General features: G+C 36.8%; 18 protein-coding genes. 9 read left to right on the plus strand and 9 right to left on the minus strand.

What is annotated here, in order from left to right; translation table 11 throughout:
• Positions 1-84: 84 nt before the first annotated feature.
• The 6 genes from GY23_RS01290 to GY23_RS01315 form a co-directional block, all read right to left on the minus strand.
• Positions 85-1,161 carry an ABC transporter substrate-binding protein gene (locus GY23_RS01290; protein ID WP_075617397.1) on the minus strand — a complete coding sequence of 359 codons (1,077 nt, stop codon included), beginning with the start codon at positions 1,159-1,161 and terminating at the stop codon, positions 85-87.
• Entirely contained in the window at positions 1,158-1,961 is an 804-nt protein-coding gene (locus GY23_RS01295) for an ABC transporter permease (protein ID WP_075617398.1), read from the minus strand. The genes GY23_RS01290 and GY23_RS01295 overlap by 4 nt, the downstream gene beginning before the upstream one ends.
• Positions 1,945-2,769, minus strand: coding sequence for an ABC transporter permease (locus GY23_RS01300; protein WP_075617399.1), 825 nt, complete (start codon positions 2,767-2,769; stop codon positions 1,945-1,947). Before GY23_RS01300 ends, GY23_RS01295 begins: the two co-directional genes overlap by 17 nt.
• Positions 2,759-3,865: an ABC transporter ATP-binding protein gene (locus tag GY23_RS01305; RefSeq protein WP_075617400.1), complete on the minus strand. Its 1,107-nt coding sequence runs from the start codon at positions 3,863-3,865 to the stop codon at positions 2,759-2,761. Before GY23_RS01305 ends, GY23_RS01300 begins: the two co-directional genes overlap by 11 nt.
• A gap of 15 nt (positions 3,866-3,880) precedes the next feature.
• Positions 3,881-4,420: a helix-turn-helix domain-containing protein gene (locus GY23_RS01310; RefSeq protein ID WP_075617401.1), complete on the minus strand. Its 540-nt coding sequence runs from the start codon at positions 4,418-4,420 to the stop codon at positions 3,881-3,883.
• Positions 4,421-4,617: 197 nt separating this feature from the next.
• The gene (locus tag GY23_RS01315) at positions 4,618-6,069 is read right to left on the minus strand and encodes a magnesium transporter CorA family protein (protein ID WP_075617402.1); all 1,452 of its coding nucleotides are present in this window, start codon (positions 6,067-6,069) and stop codon (positions 4,618-4,620) included.
• 69 nt (positions 6,070-6,138) lie between these two features.
• Between GY23_RS01315 and GY23_RS01320 the strand changes: the two genes are divergently transcribed.
• From GY23_RS01320 to GY23_RS01345, 6 genes are all read left to right on the plus strand, one after another.
• The gene (locus GY23_RS01320) at positions 6,139-6,396 is read left to right on the plus strand and encodes a hypothetical protein (RefSeq protein WP_075617403.1); all 258 of its coding nucleotides are present in this window, start codon (positions 6,139-6,141) and stop codon (positions 6,394-6,396) included.
• A gap of 330 nt (positions 6,397-6,726) precedes the next feature.
• On the plus strand, positions 6,727-7,269 hold the full coding sequence (locus GY23_RS01325) for a peroxiredoxin (RefSeq protein WP_075617404.1): 543 nt from the start codon (positions 6,727-6,729) through the stop codon (positions 7,267-7,269).
• Between the two features lie 75 nt (positions 7,270-7,344).
• The gene (locus GY23_RS01330) at positions 7,345-7,797 is read left to right on the plus strand and encodes a TlpA family protein disulfide reductase (RefSeq protein WP_075617405.1); all 453 of its coding nucleotides are present in this window, start codon (positions 7,345-7,347) and stop codon (positions 7,795-7,797) included.
• 456 nt (positions 7,798-8,253) lie between these two features.
• A complete protein-coding gene (locus GY23_RS01335; protein ID WP_075617406.1) occupies positions 8,254-9,999 on the plus strand; it encodes an ABC transporter ATP-binding protein in 1,746 nt (581 codons plus the stop codon).
• A 15-nt stretch (positions 10,000-10,014) separates the two neighbouring features.
• Positions 10,015-11,829, plus strand: a complete 1,815-nt coding sequence (locus GY23_RS01340; protein ID WP_075617407.1) for an ABC transporter ATP-binding protein — start codon at positions 10,015-10,017, stop codon at positions 11,827-11,829.
• A 62-nt stretch (positions 11,830-11,891) separates the two neighbouring features.
• Positions 11,892-12,551, plus strand: a complete 660-nt coding sequence (locus GY23_RS01345; RefSeq protein ID WP_075617408.1) for a potassium channel family protein — start codon at positions 11,892-11,894, stop codon at positions 12,549-12,551.
• Between the two features lie 189 nt (positions 12,552-12,740).
• On the opposite strand, the gene rnjA is transcribed toward GY23_RS01345, so the two are convergent.
• Both rnjA and GY23_RS01355 read right to left on the minus strand, forming a co-directional pair.
• On the minus strand, positions 12,741-14,408 hold the full coding sequence (gene rnjA, locus GY23_RS01350; protein WP_075617409.1) for a ribonuclease J1: 1,668 nt from the start codon (positions 14,406-14,408) through the stop codon (positions 12,741-12,743).
• A gap of 5 nt (positions 14,409-14,413) precedes the next feature.
• On the minus strand, positions 14,414-14,623 hold the full coding sequence (locus GY23_RS01355; RefSeq protein WP_075617410.1) for a DNA-dependent RNA polymerase subunit epsilon: 210 nt from the start codon (positions 14,621-14,623) through the stop codon (positions 14,414-14,416).
• A gap of 361 nt (positions 14,624-14,984) precedes the next feature.
• On the opposite strand from GY23_RS01355, the gene GY23_RS01360 reads away from it, so the two are divergent.
• Positions 14,985-15,755 (plus strand): Cof-type HAD-IIB family hydrolase, encoded by a 771-nt coding sequence (locus GY23_RS01360; protein WP_075617411.1) that lies wholly within the window; start codon positions 14,985-14,987, stop codon positions 15,753-15,755.
• 54 nt (positions 15,756-15,809) lie between these two features.
• On the opposite strand, the gene def is transcribed toward GY23_RS01360, so the two are convergent.
• Positions 15,810-16,364 carry a peptide deformylase gene (gene def, locus GY23_RS01365; protein ID WP_075617412.1) on the minus strand — a complete coding sequence of 185 codons (555 nt, stop codon included), beginning with the start codon at positions 16,362-16,364 and terminating at the stop codon, positions 15,810-15,812.
• Positions 16,365-16,503: 139 nt separating this feature from the next.
• Between def and GY23_RS01370 the strand changes: the two genes are divergently transcribed.
• Positions 16,504-17,145, plus strand: coding sequence for a YkyA family protein (locus GY23_RS01370; RefSeq protein WP_075617413.1), 642 nt, complete (start codon positions 16,504-16,506; stop codon positions 17,143-17,145).
• Positions 17,146-17,405: 260 nt separating this feature from the next.
• Positions 17,406-18,527, plus strand: a complete 1,122-nt coding sequence (gene pdhA, locus GY23_RS01375) for a pyruvate dehydrogenase (acetyl-transferring) E1 component subunit alpha (RefSeq protein WP_075617414.1) — start codon at positions 17,406-17,408, stop codon at positions 18,525-18,527.
• Positions 18,528-18,529 lie beyond the last annotated feature (2 nt).

Here is an 18,529-nt window from a genome sequence, read left to right on the forward strand (position 1 = left end):
CTATTTCGAGTCTCTAAAATTTTAACACAAAACAAAAAAATACCATCAAAAAAATCGCTTATTTCAAGCGATTTTTTCGACAATCTATTGAGCATCCATTTTAAATTCCAGGAATAGCTCGTTGTATAATCCTAGGGTTTCCACTCCAAGATTCTGATAAACTTCCAAGCGTTCACGCATTTCCTCAGTCGGATAAAACCGTTCATCACCTGTAACTTCAGGGTCCATTAATTCAATTGCTTTTTCGTTAGGTGTCGAGTATCCAACATAATCTGCATTTCTTGCGGCGATTTCGGGATCAAGCATAAAGTTGATAAATTTGTGTGCACCTTCAACATTCGCTGCTGTTTTCGGGATAATCATGTTATCAAACCATAAGTTTGAACCTTCTATTGGAACTGCAAAATCAATATCTTCATTTACATACATAATATCTGCGGCTTGGCCGGACCAGACAAGTGCTACTGCAGCTTCACCACGGCGCATGGTTTCGACGATTTCATCGCCAATAATCGCCTTTATATTAGGTGACAAAGTCTTTAATTTTTCTGTAGCTTCGTATAGTTGTGCTTCATCATTCGTATTTAGTGAATAGCCGAGGGTATTTAATCCCACTCCCATCACTTCTCGTGCACCATCAACTAAAATAACTTCCTGATTTAGTGAAGCGTCCCACAAATCTTCCCAGCTTTCAAAGGTTAGGTTATCTTCAAGCAATGCCGGATTAAAAGCAATTCCAACTGTTCCCCAAAAATAGGGGATTGAGTATTCATTACCAGGATCAAAAGGTAGGTCTAAAAAGTAAGGATCAATATTTTGCAAGTTTGGTATTTTGCTATGATCAATTGGAATCAACAATTTATTCTCTTTCATCTTTTCAATCGCATACTCTGATGGTATCGCTACATCATATGATGTACCACCTTGTTCAATTTTTGTCATCATCGCTTCGTTCGAATCAAATGTTTCATAAACAACTGTAATCCCTGTTTCTTCCTCAAACTCAGCAATTAGTTCAGGATCTATATATTCTCCCCAGTTGTATACGCTAATAGTATCGTTGCCTGCACGCCCTGTTGTTTCGTTTAATTGGAAATTGGCATAAAACAAAAGTGCACAGATAACCACAATTGCAATCGTTGCACGAACTATATCTTTCATTTAGGACCCCCCGATCTAAGCGGGTTTTTCGGACGGTTGGTCACGAAATAATACCCTAGGACTAATAGTAAGGTGACGATGAATATTAAACCAGACAATGCATTAATCGTTAAAGTAATACCTGCACGTGCCATGGAATAAATTTCTACCGATAAAGTTGTGAATCCGTTTCCTGTAACGAAAAACGTCACGGCAAAGTCATCTAAAGAATACGTTAATGCTAAGAAAAATCCTGCAAAAATACCAGGCTTAATATAAGGGATAATGACCCTTGTTAAGATATCGCGTTTGGAAGCACCTAAATCAAGGGCTGCATCTATTAATGTACTACTCATTTCTTGCAACTTTGGCAATACCATAATAACGACGATTGGTACACTAAATGCAATATGTGAAATTAATACAGATGCGAAACCTAATTTTACACCAACCATCGTGAATAAAATTAAAAATGAAGCACCGATGATGACATCTGGGCTGACCACTAATACATTGTTCAATGACAACAGCGTACTGCGGGATTTACGCGTACTTAAATACATAATCCCGATAGCACCAATGACCCCAATAACAGTAGATAGGAGGGCAGATAATAACGCAATGATAATCGTATTGATTAAGATCATGATTAATCTTGTATCAGAGAAGACTGCTGCATAATGCTCCCAAGTAAATGATTCAAAACTCGACATTGTGCCACCACTATTAAATGAGTAAAAGATTAAGTAAAATATGGGTGCATATAAAATGATAAAGACAAGGGCTAAATAAACTTTTGAAAACTTACTTGTTCTGTCCATTTAAAAGAACCCCCTTATCTTTTTGACCAGTCAACATCATAATAATGACCATGAATAATATTAAGAAAACGGCTATGGTGGAACCCATGCCCCAATTTTGAGTAACTAAGAACTGTTGCTCAATGGCTGTACCAAGTGTAATGACTTTATTCCCAGCAATTAAACGCGTAATCATGAACAGTGAAAGGGAAGGAATAAAGACTGCTTGAATTCCGGATTTCACGCCATTGATTGTTAATGGGAAAATGACTTTCGTAAATGTAGTCCAAGTGGATGCACCTAAATCACGAGACGCATCTATTAATGTAGGATTCATTTTATCTAGTGAATTAAAAATAGGGAGAATCATGAACGGTATAAAAATATATACTGAAACGAAAATGAAACTGAAATCTGTATAGAGGATTTGTTGTTGGTCAATGCCAAACATTCCCAAGAATGCATTGATTGGTCCGAAGACGCCAAAAATCCCAATAAACGCGTATGTTTTTAATAACAAATTAATCCATGAAGGAATAATGATCAGAAGTAGCCATAAATGTTTATGTTTTGTTTTCGTTAACCAATAGGCAGTAGGGTAGGCAATTAATAGTGTGAAACCAGTGATTAATAATGCATACCAGAATGAGCTCAATGTTAATTTTAAATACACGGATGTAAAGAAATTCTGATAATTAACAAACGAAAAATTGCCATGTAAGTCGAATAATGAAAAATAGACCACTAGAATAATAGGGGCAATGACAAACAGCAGCATCCATGCAAGGTAAGGAATTAAATAATATGTACGTTTAGAACTACTTTGCATGCTGCTCTTCTCCGTACGACTCCAGGCGCTTATCAAATTCTTCCTCAGTTTCATTTAAGCGCATAACATGAATCGCTTCTGGATCGAAATCTAAACCGATTTCATCACCAACTGCAGCTTTTTTCGTAGAGTGGACGAGCCATTCATTGCCATCTGCATCAAGTGTGGACAGTTCATAATGAACACCACGGAATAATTGAGTATCAACCGTTACTGTCATTTTGCCACGTTCTACTGTTGTAATTTCTAAGTCTTCTGGACGAATAACAATATCCACTTTTTCGTTCGAATTTAAGCCTCTATCGGCACATTCAAATTCTTTCCCTCCAAATTCAACACGATAATCGGCAATCATCATACCAGGAACAATATTGGACTCTCCAATAAAGTCCGCTACAAATCGGTTGATGGGTTCATCATATATATCCATCGGCGTACCGCTTTGTTGAATCACCCCTGCATTCATAACAAAAATTTCGTCCGACATCGCTAATGCTTCTTCTTGGTCATGTGTGACAAATATAAAGGTCTTGCCAAGACGTTGTTGTAATTCACGAAGTTCATACTGCATTTCGGTTCGTAATTTCAAATCAAGAGCAGATAGAGGTTCATCAAGTAAGATAACTTCTGGATCATTTACGATCGCACGTGCAATCGCCACACGTTGCTTTTGACCACCAGACATTTCAACGATTTCACGATTTTCATAGCCTTCTAAGTTTACAAACTTAAGGGCTTCTAATACACGTCGATTGATTTCATCTTTTTTCAACTTTTTTATGCGTAATCCAAACGCTACATTTTCAAATACATTTAAATGAGGGAAGAGGGCATAGTCTTGGAATACTGTGTTGACTTGTCTTTCATTTGCAGGTACTTGATTAATTTTCTTTCCATTGAAGAAAATTTCCCCACTTGTAGGTACCATAAAGCCAGCTATCAAACGTAAAATCGTAGTTTTTCCGCAACCAGATGGACCGAGTAAGGTATAGAACTTTCCACGTTCTATTTCAAAGCTAACATTGTCAAGAACCGGAGTGGCCCCATCGTATGATTTTGTAATATTCTCAAATCGGATAATGGATGTGTCTGTCATGATTAACCTCCTGAATTATAGATAAGAATGCGTAGCAACAATGATGACTTCTGATTGTTGATTGTGATTATTTGTTAATTGATGTTGATCGGAAGCTTCAAAATATAAAGATTGACCTTCCTTTGCAGTAAATTCTTGCGATCCTAGAACAAGACGAACTTTCCCTTTAATAACATACATAAATGTTTCTGATAATGAAGGCTCAAATTGCTTAAATTCCCCTTTATCATGAAAAGTCACTAAAACCGGTTCCATTTCTTTGTCATTTGATTCGGGAACTAGCCAGCGAATTTGATAATTCTTTTCTTCATCGACATAAACGGTTTGTTCATCTTCTAGATAAACAACACGTTGATTTTTATCATCATCAAAGAAATCTTTTGGTTTAGAGCCTAGTACTTCAAGTAGGGAGAAAAGAGTTTCAATGGAAGGGGAATTTAAGTCACGTTCAAGTTGTGAGATAAAGCCTTTACTCAAATCTGTACGTTCGCCAAGTTCTTCTTGCGTCAAGCCTTTTTTGATGCGTAATCTTTTAATCTTCTTTCCAATTTGCATAGGATTAGCTCCTTTAGAGGTCTTATAATAGGACTCTAAGTAAGTAAAGTTTATGAATACGTTACTTTAAGTTTACTTTAAACGTCTTTTATTATACAAAACTCTACAGGATTATCAAGTTATTTATTTATGCTTTTGCAAAAAGATCTATTTTCGTGCAAAACTAACAAAAAAACTTCTCATCCGCGGATGAGAAGTTACTTGTATTGATCTCGTTTCCATTTCCTGATTTTTTTCCAAATCCCTTTTCCGCCTGTTGAAGCCATTAAGATAATCGATAATGAAATTCCAACTACTGCAGTAATGAGTGAAATCCACTCAAAAAAAGAATAACCAGGAACTTTAGACCAATCCGTCTTGCCTTTCCAATCTTCAATAACTAGGTTCATCCCATAAATCCCTGAAATAACGGTAAATACCGTCAACATAAACAACAGCATATTATGTCGTTTATTTGCTTGATTTTCTTGGGCACGATAAAGTTCATTTAATGTTTGTTTTACTTCTTCATACAGATTATCGAGTTGGAAAATCTCACGATAATTGTGGGATAGTTCTTTTCCTTCCGTTCGAGCCGAAACTTCTCCAAAATAATAACGAGACGAAAACTTTGAAATGAGTTCAATTAATTCTTCCACATAATCTTCATCTTGTTCCCATTGAATTTCACTATATTCGAAAGATAAGCGAAATAACATAATTTTATAGAAGTAGTGTAGCATTAAATTATAATGATGTGTTCCCATAAACTGAGATATAGGTGTGATTAATTGTTCAGGAGAATTCAGCGAAACGGTAATTTGTGTATGTTCTGATGTTACGGTGTAAGAATCCGGAGCCCACCGATCATGTACATGTTTTTGGACATAGCGCTCCATGTACTCAAGATTTGTACTTGACATAAACGATTGACCATCAGGATTTTTCCCATTCAGTTGACCCATTCGATAGAGATGGTCAACACTTATCGGATGTTCACCATTGGCAATTAGAAATCCTGAAGAAAGCATACGTTCATCTTCAAAGAATGGTAAGCTTCCGAAATAACCAGATCTTTTTTCATCATGAATGATAAACGATTTTATTTCTGGACAGAGATAGTCAAAAACAAATTCATTGGTTGTTTGAAAAACTTGTTCTTTTTGTTGGATGGTTGCTCCTTTTTCTTCATCGAGCTTTGGTTCTAATACTCTGAAATGATTCATAAAATCGAGCAACCCCGATAATTGCTCATTACTTTTATCCATTTCGGTTCGAATTGTGATAAATCCAATCCCAAAAGGGCATAAAATCACATCAATACTATTTACTATAAACGGAAATTTGCTATCATGAACAAGAAGAGTAAACTTTTCATTCACTCGTTTGGAAAAACGCAAAAATCCATTCTGAGTGGTACGGTGTGGAAAAAGTTTCCGTTCGATGTATGGTAGAAAATATTGATCTAATTCTTCGTGTTTTACTTGTATGTTATTTCCATAAAAAGCATCTTGTAAATCCTTTTGATCCAAAGTAAAAAAAGTGAAATCATTTTTTAGTAGATGTTCAGTAATATGCTTGCGTTTTTTTTCGAGAAATGACCATGGGAACAGAAAGGTCATATACGCTTGATCGATTATAAGAGGATGTATTTTTGCGGTTTCATCCATATTGAAGACCTCCACTATTTTTACTTTCTTATATATATGTTACCATGAAATTCAGAAGGAGTGACGGTCGTGGGTAGAACGATGTTATTATTTTTAGATCCAAAAATGCGTCAAAAACAAGTGGAAGGTACTTTTCTACTAGTTAATAATCTTGTAATCGCAGCAGATGAAATCAACGAGTATTGTAATGACTGCTTTGAACTATTATCCTATGATGAAGAGTATGATGCCTGTTACTGCAAGCCCTGCAATTCTTGGAGAGAAGCGGCATGTCAAGATCCATCATGTGAATATTGTGATTTAAGACCTAAGCGACCTTTAAGATAAAGGTGCTTAGGTTTTTTATTTAAGTAAAAGAAGGCTACTGATATTGAACAACAATGAAAGGGTGCATACGGAACCAACGACCTGCGCCAAGGTACGTTAAAGAAAACTGAATCGCTTTTTACATATCTTTGATTTAAATAACTATATTTAAATCATTAATTCCTAATAATGACTCATACTAAACATTCGACACGAAATTGACGAAAATTATGTTTAGCGGTCTTTGAAGAAGCTGGATAAATTGATTTGTAAGTGGTACTTTGTTATTCTGAAATTGTGCAAATAACGCATACAATTCGTACGAGAATTTATTTTTGGAGGTTTTTTAATATGGCAGAACGCATGGTAGGGAAACAAGCACCCCGCTTTACAATGGAAGCAGTGCTTGCTGATAAGTCTTTTGGGAAAGTAAGTCTTGAAGAAAACATGAAACATGATAAATGGACAGTATTGTTCTTCTATCCAATGGATTTCACATTTGTATGTCCAACTGAAATCACAGCAATGTCGGATCGCTTTGATGAGTTTGAAGATTTAGACGCTGAAATTATCGGTGTTTCTACAGATACAATTCACACACACTTAGCTTGGATCAATACAGCTCGTGAAGACAATGGATTAGGTGAATTAAAATACCCATTAGCAGCTGACACGAATCATACAGTTGCGCGTGAATACGGTGTGTTAATCGAAGAAGAAGGAGTCGCTCTTCGTGGATTATTCATCATCAATCCTGAAGGTGAAACACAATACCAAACAGTTTTCCATAACAACATCGGTCGCGATGTAGATGAAACACTTCGTGTATTGCAAGCACTTCAAACTGGTGGACTTTGCCCAGCCAACTGGCGCCCAGGTCAAAAAACACTTTAATTAAACAACGATGGTTCCCCACGCATACTATAAGCAGTGGGGAATTTTTAACATGTATACGAGGAGGAACCTTATATGAAATTACGCTCACCAATGCCTGAATTAAATGATGCAACTGCTTGGCTAAATGGAGAAGTAACAAAGAAACAATTGATTGGTACGAAACCGACACTAATTCATTTTTGGTCAGTAAGTTGTGGTTTATGTAAAGAAGCCATGCCAGATGTAAACAACTTCCGTGATCAATTCAAAGACGAACTAAATGTAGTTGCTGTTCATATGCCACGTTCTGAAAAAGACATGGACCTAGCTGATATTGAAAAAATTGCAGCTGAACATGATATCACACAACCTATTTACGTTGACAGTGAAATGAAGTTAACAGACACATTCGACAATCAATACGTACCTGCTTATTACGTATTTGATAAAGATGGTCAACTTCGTCATTTCCAAGCAGGCGGAAGTGGAATGAAAATGCTCGAAAAACGCGTTAATCGTGTCTTAGACGAAATGCGCAACGCTTAAGTTAATGATGTTACAAATTTATAGTGCCAGGCACCTAGGAGTTTGTGGATGTTTTATGTCCCAACCTAACCTATTGTGCCTGGCATTTTTTATTTACTCATTGTATACGAAGACTGCTGATGTTGAATAAAGGCTAAATTAAATCCGTTTGATGATATCCTGTTTTGCCCCATATCTATAAATAAGTAAAAATCAACAATGAAATAAAACAATGCTTAATAAAAAAGAAAGAATGCATTTGCGCAAATGTAAGATAAAAGAAAGGTATCGCTTTGAATTGTCTAGTTTAAAAAAGGCTGTTGAAAAGTACGATGAATTCAATGATCATTTAGCATAGCTTTGACCATTTTACCTGATAATTTTGATTTAATTTAAATATCAGTCAAAAAGGGGTGTTCATTTATTTCGGAATCCGTTATATTAAATACTATGTCTTTTGAATTAGGGGGAATTAGCTTGGAAATTTTCAGAAAATTGAAAGGATATTATTGGCCAAATAAGCATTTGTTTTTTTGGTCATTGATCATGCTACTTGTTACATTGCTGATTACGGTTGCATATCCAATCATTTTACAACAAACAATTGACCGGGTTATTACGGGTGAGCAATATGACTTAGCTTGGACACTTGCAGGAATTTTTATGGCTCTGATGATTGTGAAAGGAATTGCGACATACATCGGACAATACACCGGCGATATGTTTGGGATTCGCTCAGTTTACGAATTACGGAATGCTTTATACGCGAAACTTCAGCGATTACCATTTTCATATTACGATAATGCGAAAACTGGAGACTTAATGTCACGTTTAACTGCGGATGTTGAGGGATTTCGGTTTTTCTTATCGTTCGGATTTGTGGAGTTGTTCCGATTAATCTTCCTTGTATCCGTGTCACTATGTGTCATGTTTTATTACTCTGTTTCTTTAACATTTGTTTCGATGGTCTCGATGCCTTTGCTAGTGGTCGCAGTGCTACGTTTTGATAAACTTGTGCACCCTGCATTTCGAGACATTCGAAAATCTTTTGGGAAATTAAATACCAATGTTCAAGAAAACATTAGTGGCATTCATACTGTAAAGTCACTTTCACGTGAATCTTTTCAAATTAACAAATTCAATGAATCAAACAGTGATTACAAAGAGCGCTATTTATTCACTTCCGAAATTTGGGCAAAGTATTTCCCAGTGATGGAGTTCCTCGGTAATATTAGTATCGTTTTTCTATTTGGTTATGGCGGTTACCTGGTTATGAATGGACAATTACTTGTCGGCGAACTGGTTGCTTTTTATAGTTTGCTAGGTTATATCATTTTCCCAATCATGAACTTAGGCTTTACTGTTAATCTGTTTTCACAATCAAAGGCATCTGGAGAGCGTTTATTAGAAGTTTTAGAAGCCCCTGAACCGATTCACTCAAAAAAGAATGCCTTGGATGGTTCACATATGAAGGGCCATGTAGCTTTCGAAAATGTCACACTACAATATCGTAAAGAGGATCAAGTGGCATTAAATGATGTGAATCTAACAGTAGAGGCTGGAAAACGCATTGGCTTAATTGGTGCAACAGGCTCAGGTAAAACGAGTTTAACGCAATTATTAACGCGTTTTTATGAACCTAATGAAGGGCAAGTGAAAATTGATGGAATTTCGGTTGGAGATTATTCTTTAACTTCACTACGATCAAATATCGGATTTGTCTTGCAAGAGTCATTTTTATTCTCTTCTTCAATAAAAGCGAATATTTCTTACGGACGTCCAGATGCAACAATGGAAGAAATTATTGATGCTGCAAAACGTGCCAATGCACATGATTTTATCATGGAGCTTACAGGGAATTATGACACTATGCTGGGTGAGCGAGGGCTAGGGTTATCAGGTGGTCAGAAACAACGGATTGCGATTGCTCGTGCATTGTGTCAAAATCCAGCTATTTTAGTGTTGGATGATGCGACTAGTGCTGTTGATATGAAAACTGAACTCCACATACAACAAGCACTGGAAGAAGTCATGAAAGGGCGCACAACATTTATCATTGCACATCGAATCTCTTCAGTAAAACATGCAGATGAGTTAATCGTTTTTGAGCATGGCACAATCGTTCAACGCGGTACTCACGAGCAACTTATTAAACAAAATGGATTATATAAACGAATTTATGAAATTCAATATAAAGATCAACTTGAAAATGTCTATGCATAGGAAGGCGGAATCTATATGACCAAACAAATCAATCCTAGTGTATTAAAACGATTCCGCTATTCTTCGGATGATGTAATTGATGCACCATTTAACTGGTCTCAACTCTCTCGTTTGTTTACGTATTTGAAACCTTACTCCCGCACTTTGCTACCAAAAGCGTTTATCGCCGTTACAATTACAACACTGATTCGACTGCTTATTCCAATATTAATTGGGGTATTTGTTATTAATAAAGCATTAGAAAATAAAGATGTTACGTTACTGTGGACACTTGTTGGTTCCATTGCAGTGCTCTACATTGTCAATACCATTGCCAATCGATTCCGAATACGATGGATGAATGAACTAGGTCAAAATGTAATTTACGATTTGCGTAAACATTTATTTACACATGTACAGTGGCTATCGCATCGATTTTTTGACCAACGTTCAGCCGGATCCATTTTAGTCAGAATCATGAATGATATTAATTCACTCCAAGAATTATTTACAAATGGCGTCATCAATTTATTGATGGATATCCTTCTTCTCGCTGGTGTTCTAATTATATTATTTACATTAAGTCCACCACTTGCATTGGCAGTTCTTGTTATTTTGCCTTTGATGTTTTTCATTTCGACGACGTTACGTAAAAACATCCGTCGATCTTGGCAAGACGTACGTATGAAACAAGCGAAAATCAACTCACATTTAAATGAAAGTATACAAGGAATGCGTATTACACAATCGTTTACACAAGAAGACGAAAACATGGCTTTCTTCAACGGCATTAATGAGGAAAGTTATGAATCATGGCGTGTGGCAACGAAGAAAAACTCCATGTTCCGTCCATTTGTTGAAATGACAAATGCGGTGGGATCAGTTGTATTAATCCTTTATGGTGCTTATTTAATCCAAAGTGGGCACCTCGATCTAGGTGAATTCGTATCCTTCGCCTTCTATCTAGGAATGTTCTGGGAGCCTATTTCTCGTCTTGGGCAGGTATACAATCAATTATTAATGGGAATGGCATCATCTGAACGCATTTTCGAGTTCTTGGATGAACAACCGTTAGTTCATGAAAAAGAAAATCCGAAAAAAATAGATGAGTTGAAAGGTCATATTGAATTTGACAAGGTTCAATTCGGATATGAAGAAGATCGCTTGGCATTAAAAGGAATATCGTTAGAAATGAAAGCGGGAGAGACGGTAGCTCTAGTCGGTCATACTGGTTCAGGTAAGACTACGATTGCTAACTTAGTATCACGTTTTTATGATCCTACCAAAGGAATGGTTAAAATGGATGGGGGCGATATTCGAGATTTGTCGTTGAGCTCATTACGAGAGCAAATTAGTATTGTTCTGCAAGAAACATTTATTTTTTCGGGCACAATTATGGAAAACATCCGCTTTGGTAATCCCCACGCAACGGATGCTGAAGTGAAAAGTGCAGCACAAGCTGTTGGTGCAAACCGTTTTATTGAACGTTTATCGAATGGCTACGAGACAGAAGTTGAAGAACGCGGAAATATATTATCAGTGGGTGAACGTCAATTGTTGTCTTTTGCACGTGCACTCCTGGCAAATCCGCGAATTATCATATTGGATGAAGCAACAGCTTCGATAGATACAGAAACGGAGCTTCAAATTCAAGTTGCATTACGTACACTTCTAAAAAACAGAACAGCTATTATGATTGCACATAGGTTATCGACGATTCGTGAAGCAGATCAGATTATTGTATTGGAACAAGGAGGAGTCCTTGAATCTGGTAATCATGACTCATTAATGAAACAACGTGGGCATTATCAACAGCTAGTAATGTCCCAATTTGAAAGTATCTCAGATTGAATTTGAGCAGCTTTCAAAGTTGTGATACACTATGTCCATTCGTTAAATAACGGAGGCTGAAGATGAAAAAAGAATTCGTAGTTATTGGATTAGGTCGATTTGGAGGAAGTATTGTACGCGAGCTTATTGATCAAGGAGCAGATGTTATGGCGATCGATAAATTTGCTGAACGCGTTGATGAATTTGCTGCGATTGCTACTCAAGCAATCGTTGCCGATACGACTGATGAATCTGTGTTGAAATCACTTGGTATTCGTAATTTTGAGCATGTAATTGTCGCGATTGGCGAAGACATCCAATCTAGTATATTAACAACGTTAATGTTAAAAGAAATAGGTGTAAACAAAATTACAGTAAAGGCACAAAATGATTATCATGAAAAAGTATTACGTAAAATTGGGGCAGATCAAGTCGTTCACCCAGAACGTGATATGGGAATCCGAATTGCCAATAACATCATGTCAAATAATGTACTGGATTACTTGGAATTGTCAGATGAACATTCAATTATGGAAATAAAAGCGAATGAAATATTAGCGGGTTCAACCATTATTGACCTCGATATTCGAGCAAGATATGGAATTAATATTGTCGCGATAAAACGGGGTGCAGATATCCTCGTGTCACCTCAAGCAGACGAAAAAATTATTATCAATGACATATTAATCGTCATCGGTGCAGATGCAGATATTAACCGATTCGAGAAAAAAGCGATGCATTAACAAATATTGGAGCAGGTCATAATAGACCGACTTCGAATGGAATTAGTCTTAAAAGTAAAAGCTGTGCAGTTATCACGACAAGTGATAGCTGCACAGCTTTTTTGATTTAAATAGAAACAATCAGCTTCTAATATTTACAGAAATAAAAAAGCATGTCCCTTAATAGGACATGCTTTTTATACTAGTTTGTTAGACTTCCATAATAATCGGTAGAATCATAGGACGACGTTTCGTCTTTTCATATAAGTAAGGTGCTAAAACATCAGTAATTTCATTTTTCAATTCAGACCATGGAGTAGCTTTTGATTGAATTGTTTTTTGTAGATGACGATTTAACATATGTTGAGCTTCGTTAATCATAGCGCCTGATTCACGCATATAAACGAATCCACGAGAGATAATATCGGGACCAGAAACGATTTTTTGACGTTCTTGATCTGTAGTCACGACTACAATTACTAGACCTTCTTCTGAAAGTATACGACGATCACGTAGGACGATATTGCCGATATCACCAATCCCACTACCGTCAATATAGACATCACCGGATGGGATGCGGCCAGCAATAGCAGCTTCATTTTGGCTAAGTGCTAATACATCACCATTCTCCATGATGAAAGTATTATTTGGATCAACATCACAGTCAATAGCAAGTTGGGTATGTATTTTCTGCATACGGTACTCACCATGAATTGGCATGAAGAATTTAGGTTTCATTAATCGTAACATCAATTTTTGTTCTTCTTGAGCACCGTGACCCGATGTATGAATGTTATTCAATGAACCATGAATGACATCAGCTCCTGCACGGAACAATAAGTTAATTGTTCGATTGACACTTGCACGGTTACCAGGAATAGGTGATGCAGAGAAGATTACCGTATCAGCCGGCTGAATTTGAATTTGTCGATGCGTACCGTTAGCAATACGAGACAATGCCGCCATTGGTTCGCCTTGGCTACCCGTACATAATATCATCACTTCATTTGCAGGCAAACGATTTAAAGATTGTGTATCAACGAACGTATCTTTTGGTGCAGTAATGTATCCAAGTTCACGACCAATAGTAATCGCGTTGTCCATACTACGTCCGAAAACAGCAATTTTACGACCAAGGAGAACTGCCGCTTCAGTCACCTGTTGCAAACGGTGAATATTGGACGCGAAAGTAGCAAAAATGATACGGCCATCAACTTTGCGGAAAATTTCCAACAAACTTTCGCCGACCTTGCTTTCAGACATCGTGAAATCCGGTACTTCTGCGTTCGTACTATCTGAAAGCAAACATAAAACGCCATCGCGACCGATTTCAGCCATTCTAGTTAAGTTTGCAGGTTCGCCGACGGGAGTGAAGTCGAATTTGAAATCCCCGGTATGAACGATATTCCCTGATGGAGTCTTAACAACAACTCCGAATGCATCAGGAATACTGTGAGTAGTACGGTAGAAACTTACAGAAGTTTTTCTGAATTTAATTACATCATCTTCACCAATGACGTGCATTTTTGTTGTGCGTAATAGACCATGTTCTTCAAGTTTATTACGTAACAAACCAAGAGCAAGTTTTCCTCCATATACAGGAATATTCAATTGTTTCAGCAAGTAGGGAATACCACCGATATGATCTTCGTGACCGTGTGTAATAAATAGACCTTTAATCTTGTCTACATTTTTCAAAAGGTACGTGTAATCAGGGATGACATAGTCGATTCCGAGTAAATCATCTTCAGGGAATTTAATACCGGCATCAATTAAAATTATTTCATCTTGGAATTGTACACCATAAGTGTTTTTACCGATTTCGCCCAGTCCGCCGAGTGCGAAAACCGCTGTTTGATCATTCTTAACGAATTTCATGTTGTTTATATTTTCTCCACTTCAAAATTTACGCCGGCTTGTTCGTAAGATAAATGATTACCTTCAAGAAGCTGAACAAATTCGATGTTATATTTGCGATCCTTTAAGGCGTAACGAACTTCGCGTTCAGAGGATGCTTCGATATATAGGCTTTTTGTGTTTTCGCGAACTGGCACTTCAAGCATATTTTCGTGGTAAAGTACTTTGTAGATCATAATTTAGTCTCCTTTTTCACGTGCAAAATAATTTCATTCTCTTTATATTATCACGTGCTACTTTTAAAATAAAGAAAAGCCCTACTACAATATAGTAGAGCAAAAAATTATGCGATTGATTTTTTCCCGAGAATGCCGCCTAGCCGTCTCAATAATTTCTTTTTTAGACGTTTTAACATGGCATATCACTCCTTATGTATGATTGTACAGAAAATTTAGTCTTTTGTAAAGAGTGCCTTTCTTTAGTAACATTTATTTAATAAAAAGCTATGTTAAACTAACCTGGCGCAAATGTACTCTCTAGTATTTTATAGAACATCATCAGCCATCTTAACATAGCCTAATAGAGAGGATGAATAATATGAAAAAACTACTTTTTTTTGATATAGATGGGACTCTTTACGACTCCAATAAAGTTTTGCCGATAGAAGCTAAAGAAGCAATAATCCAAGCTAAGAAAAATGGTCACGAAGTAATGATAGCTACTGGACGAGCTCCTTTTATGATTCAAGATGTGTTGAAAGAACTGGAGATTGATTCATATATTTGTTTTAATGGTCAATTCATCGTGTATCAAAATAAAGTCTTGTCTCATACAGAAATTAATGCTGAGCAGCTCAAGCTGGTTTCTGAATTTGCCAAAAAACAAAATCATCCCATGGTATATATGAATGCAGAGAAAATGATTTCAACCATTGCATATCACCCACATGTTGAAGAAAGTATCAACAGCTTGAAATTCCCTTACCCTGACTTCGAAGAAGATTTTTATGTGAATGAGAAGATTTACCAAGCACTTGTTTTTTGTACAATTGAGGAAGAACAGGAATATAAAGAATCGTTCCCGTTATTAAAGTTTGTCAGATGGCATCGTGTATCTGCTGATATTTTACCTAGTGGCGCTTCTAAAGCAAAAGCCATTAAATATATATGTGAAAAGTTAAACGTTGCAATTGAAGATACGATTGCATTTGGAGATGGTCTAAACGATATTGAGATGCTAGAGACTGTTGGATTTGGTGTCTCTATGGGGAATGGTCATAAAGAAACACTTAAACGAGCTGATTATGTAACGACACATGTGGATGAAAATGGGTTAGCTGAAGCAATGAAATATTTAAAACTGATATAAGAAAACCCCAAAAGCGAAAATAGAAAAAGGTTCCCGATATAGGGGAACCTTTTTCTACTTTCGCTCAAAGGGGACTGCATCCGGAATCTCTGCAAATGGATCTTTTGGATTAATGTGATCATAGAACATAATGCCGTTCAAATGATCAAGTTCATGTTGAAAAGCGATTGCAGCCAATCCCTTTAGGCGGAGTTTGAATTCACTACCGTCTGGGTAAAACCCTTTGGCAGTGATTCGTGCATATCTTGGGACGTGCCCTTCAATTACACGATCTACAGATAAACAGCCTTCACCAGCTGCAATATATGTTTTTTCCACTGAGTGACTGATGATTTTTGGGTTTATTGCTACCATACTCAACTTGGATTCATCATCGGGTAAGTGAAGAGCGAACATCCGCTTAGGGACATTGACTTGAATCGCAGCAATACCTATACCAGGTCTTAAATCATAACGCCCAACCATTTCATCATCTTGGCTATTCTTAACATACTCAAGTAAGTCATGAGCTAATTTTGTTTCTTCATCCGATAAAGGGAAAGTTACTTCTAGTGCTTTTTTTCGTAAAGTAGGGTGACCTTCACGAATAATATCTTTCATTTCAAACATATAGGTCTTCCTTTCTAACTAACATTCATGACTAAGTATAGCGAATGATAGCGGTCCTGCAAACGAAAAGACCAACTTTTGATTGGTTGAAATTTCTTTCTAGAGGGTCTATAGTAGAAAAAGGTTTAGGGGGGATAGTATGAAAAAATACATAATTGGCGCGGTACTTTCTACTTCACTATTGCTTTCTGCATGTTCAATTGGAACATCAACACAGGAGCAATTAACGGATGATTTGGCAAAAGTGTATGAAAAGGAAAAGGGATACCGTGATGCCCAAGAACAAATAGCTGAATTGGAAAAGAAAGAACAAAGTACGTTTAACTCAGTAATGGAATTGACTCAAGAAGATAAAGAAGAAGTTGCTTCGAAAGTGACTGAATTAAAAACTTCACTTACTGAACGTCTAGCATTGCTTGAGAAAGAAAATGAGTCAATTCAAGGCGCACTTTCATCGTTATCTTCAATTGATAAACTCATAGAGGATGCGAAAGAAGAGGGTGAGAAGAAAACTTTAGTAAGTTTGAAGGAAGCGATGGAAGCACGCTATGAAGCGTATGAAGTGGTCTATGATGAGTATCAGAAGTTGTCAACACTTCAAACTGAGCTTTATGACATGTTGCCAAATGAAAAAACTGAACAAGTACAACTTCAAGAACAAGTTGTGAATGTCAATAAACAAAATGATGTTGTTCAATCTTCAATCAATGCATTTAATGAAACAACCAAAAAGGTCAATGAAACTAAAACTGCTGTGTTTGATACCTTAAATGAAGAATAATGAAACGGTCTCTCTATGAGGCCGTTTTTTCTTTGTAATAGAAGTGTTTAAACCAAATGTAGTTTTATAGTACAGAAAACATTTTGTACTAGTACAGCATGTTGTTGTTCGAATTATTAATGAATAATAAATTCTTATTTTACTAGAGTTTCCAATGATTGACCACGAAATTAAAGTTGAGTATACTAGGGAAGTATGAGTATTGTATCACTCTGTTTTTCTTGATTTTTTAATACAGTTACTTAAGGAGAGGTGTTAATATGGCAGCAAAAAATGCCAAGCAATTAGGTCCAGTCGAAACACTTCAAGCGATCGAAGAAAAATTTGAAATGTTTCAAATATTAAACGAAGAAGGCGAAATCGTTAACAAAGATGCAGATCCGAATTTAACAGATGAAGAATTAGTCGAGTTAATGCGCCGCATGGTGTATACACGTATCTTAGACCAACGTTCGATTTCATTAAACCGTCAGGGACGTTTAGGTTTCTATGCACCTACAGCAGGTCAAGAAGCATCTCAATTAGCATCTCACTTTGCACTAGAAAAAGAAGATTTTATTCTTCCAGGATACCGTGATGTTCCACAAATCATTTGGCATGGTTTGCCATTAGCGCAAGCCTTTTTATTCTCTCGTGGTCATTTCGCGGGAAATCAAATACCTGAAAACGTGAAAGTGTTCCCGCCACAAATCATTATTGGAGCTCAGTTTATCCAAGCTGCCGGGGTTGCTCTTGGTATGCAAAAACGCGGGAAGAAAACAGTTGCCGTTACATATACAGGTGATGGTGGTTCTTCACAAGGTGATTTCTATGAAGGAATTAACTTTGCCGGTGCTTTCCGTTCACCAGCAATTTTTATCGTGCAAAACAACCAGTACGCAATCTCTACACCACGCGAATTGCAAACAGCTGCGAAAACAATCGCACAAAAAGGAATTGCAGCAGGTCTTCCAAGTATCTTAGTTGATGGGATGGATCCACTTGCAGTTTATGTTGCAACGCGTGATGCACGTGAGCGTGCGGTAAATGGAGAAGGCCCAACATTAATCGAAACATTATGTTACCGTTACGGACCTCATACAATGGCTGGTGATGATCCAACTCGTTACCGTACTTCAGAGACTGATTCTGAGTGGGAAAAGAAAGATCCATTAGTACGTTTCCGTACTTATTTAGAAGCAAAAGGTCTTTGGAACGAAGAGAAGGAAAATGAAGTAATCGAACAAGCAAAAGAAGAAATCAAAGAAGCCATCAAAATTGCAGATGCTACTCCGAAACAAAAAGTGACGGATTTGATGGAAATTATGTACGATCCAAACACAGAAATGCCATATAACTTAAAAGAACAATATGAACTTTACAAAGAGAAGGAGTCGAAGTAACC

It is taken from the genome of Paenisporosarcina indica, assembly GCF_001939075.1.
In the GTDB taxonomy this organism is placed as follows: domain Bacteria; phylum Bacillota; class Bacilli; order Bacillales_A; family Planococcaceae; genus Paenisporosarcina; species Paenisporosarcina indica.

Bases quoted from the DNA above. Each gene is read 5' to 3' on its own strand.
- GY23_RS01290 (WP_075617397.1), bottom strand. From the start codon at position 1,161: ATGAAAGATATAGTTCGTGCAACGATTGCAATTGTGGTTATCTGTGCA.
- GY23_RS01355 (WP_075617410.1), bottom strand. From the start codon at position 14,623: ATGATCTACAAAGTACTTTACCACGAAAATATGCTTGAAGTGCCAGTT.
- rnjA (WP_075617409.1), bottom strand. From the start codon at position 14,408: ATGAAATTCGTTAAGAATGATCAAACAGCGGTTTTCGCACTCGGCGGA.
- GY23_RS01315 (WP_075617402.1), bottom strand. From the start codon at position 6,069: ATGGATGAAACCGCAAAAATACATCCTCTTATAATCGATCAAGCGTAT.
- GY23_RS01305 (WP_075617400.1), bottom strand. From the start codon at position 3,865: ATGACAGACACATCCATTATCCGATTTGAGAATATTACAAAATCATAC.
- def (WP_075617412.1), bottom strand. From the start codon at position 16,364: ATGTTTGAAATGAAAGATATTATTCGTGAAGGTCACCCTACTTTACGA.
- GY23_RS01370 (WP_075617413.1), top strand. From the start codon at position 16,504: ATGAAAAAATACATAATTGGCGCGGTACTTTCTACTTCACTATTGCTT.
- GY23_RS01295 (WP_075617398.1), bottom strand. From the start codon at position 1,961: ATGGACAGAACAAGTAAGTTTTCAAAAGTTTATTTAGCCCTTGTCTTT.
- pdhA (WP_075617414.1), top strand. From the start codon at position 17,406: ATGGCAGCAAAAAATGCCAAGCAATTAGGTCCAGTCGAAACACTTCAA.
- GY23_RS01310 (WP_075617401.1), bottom strand. From the start codon at position 4,420: ATGCAAATTGGAAAGAAGATTAAAAGATTACGCATCAAAAAAGGCTTG.
- GY23_RS01300 (WP_075617399.1), bottom strand. From the start codon at position 2,769: ATGCAAAGTAGTTCTAAACGTACATATTATTTAATTCCTTACCTTGCA.
- GY23_RS01340 (WP_075617407.1), top strand. From the start codon at position 10,015: ATGACCAAACAAATCAATCCTAGTGTATTAAAACGATTCCGCTATTCT.
- GY23_RS01360 (WP_075617411.1), top strand. From the start codon at position 14,985: ATGAAAAAACTACTTTTTTTTGATATAGATGGGACTCTTTACGACTCC.
- GY23_RS01330 (WP_075617405.1), top strand. From the start codon at position 7,345: ATGAAATTACGCTCACCAATGCCTGAATTAAATGATGCAACTGCTTGG.
- GY23_RS01345 (WP_075617408.1), top strand. From the start codon at position 11,892: ATGAAAAAAGAATTCGTAGTTATTGGATTAGGTCGATTTGGAGGAAGT.
- GY23_RS01325 (WP_075617404.1), top strand. From the start codon at position 6,727: ATGGCAGAACGCATGGTAGGGAAACAAGCACCCCGCTTTACAATGGAA.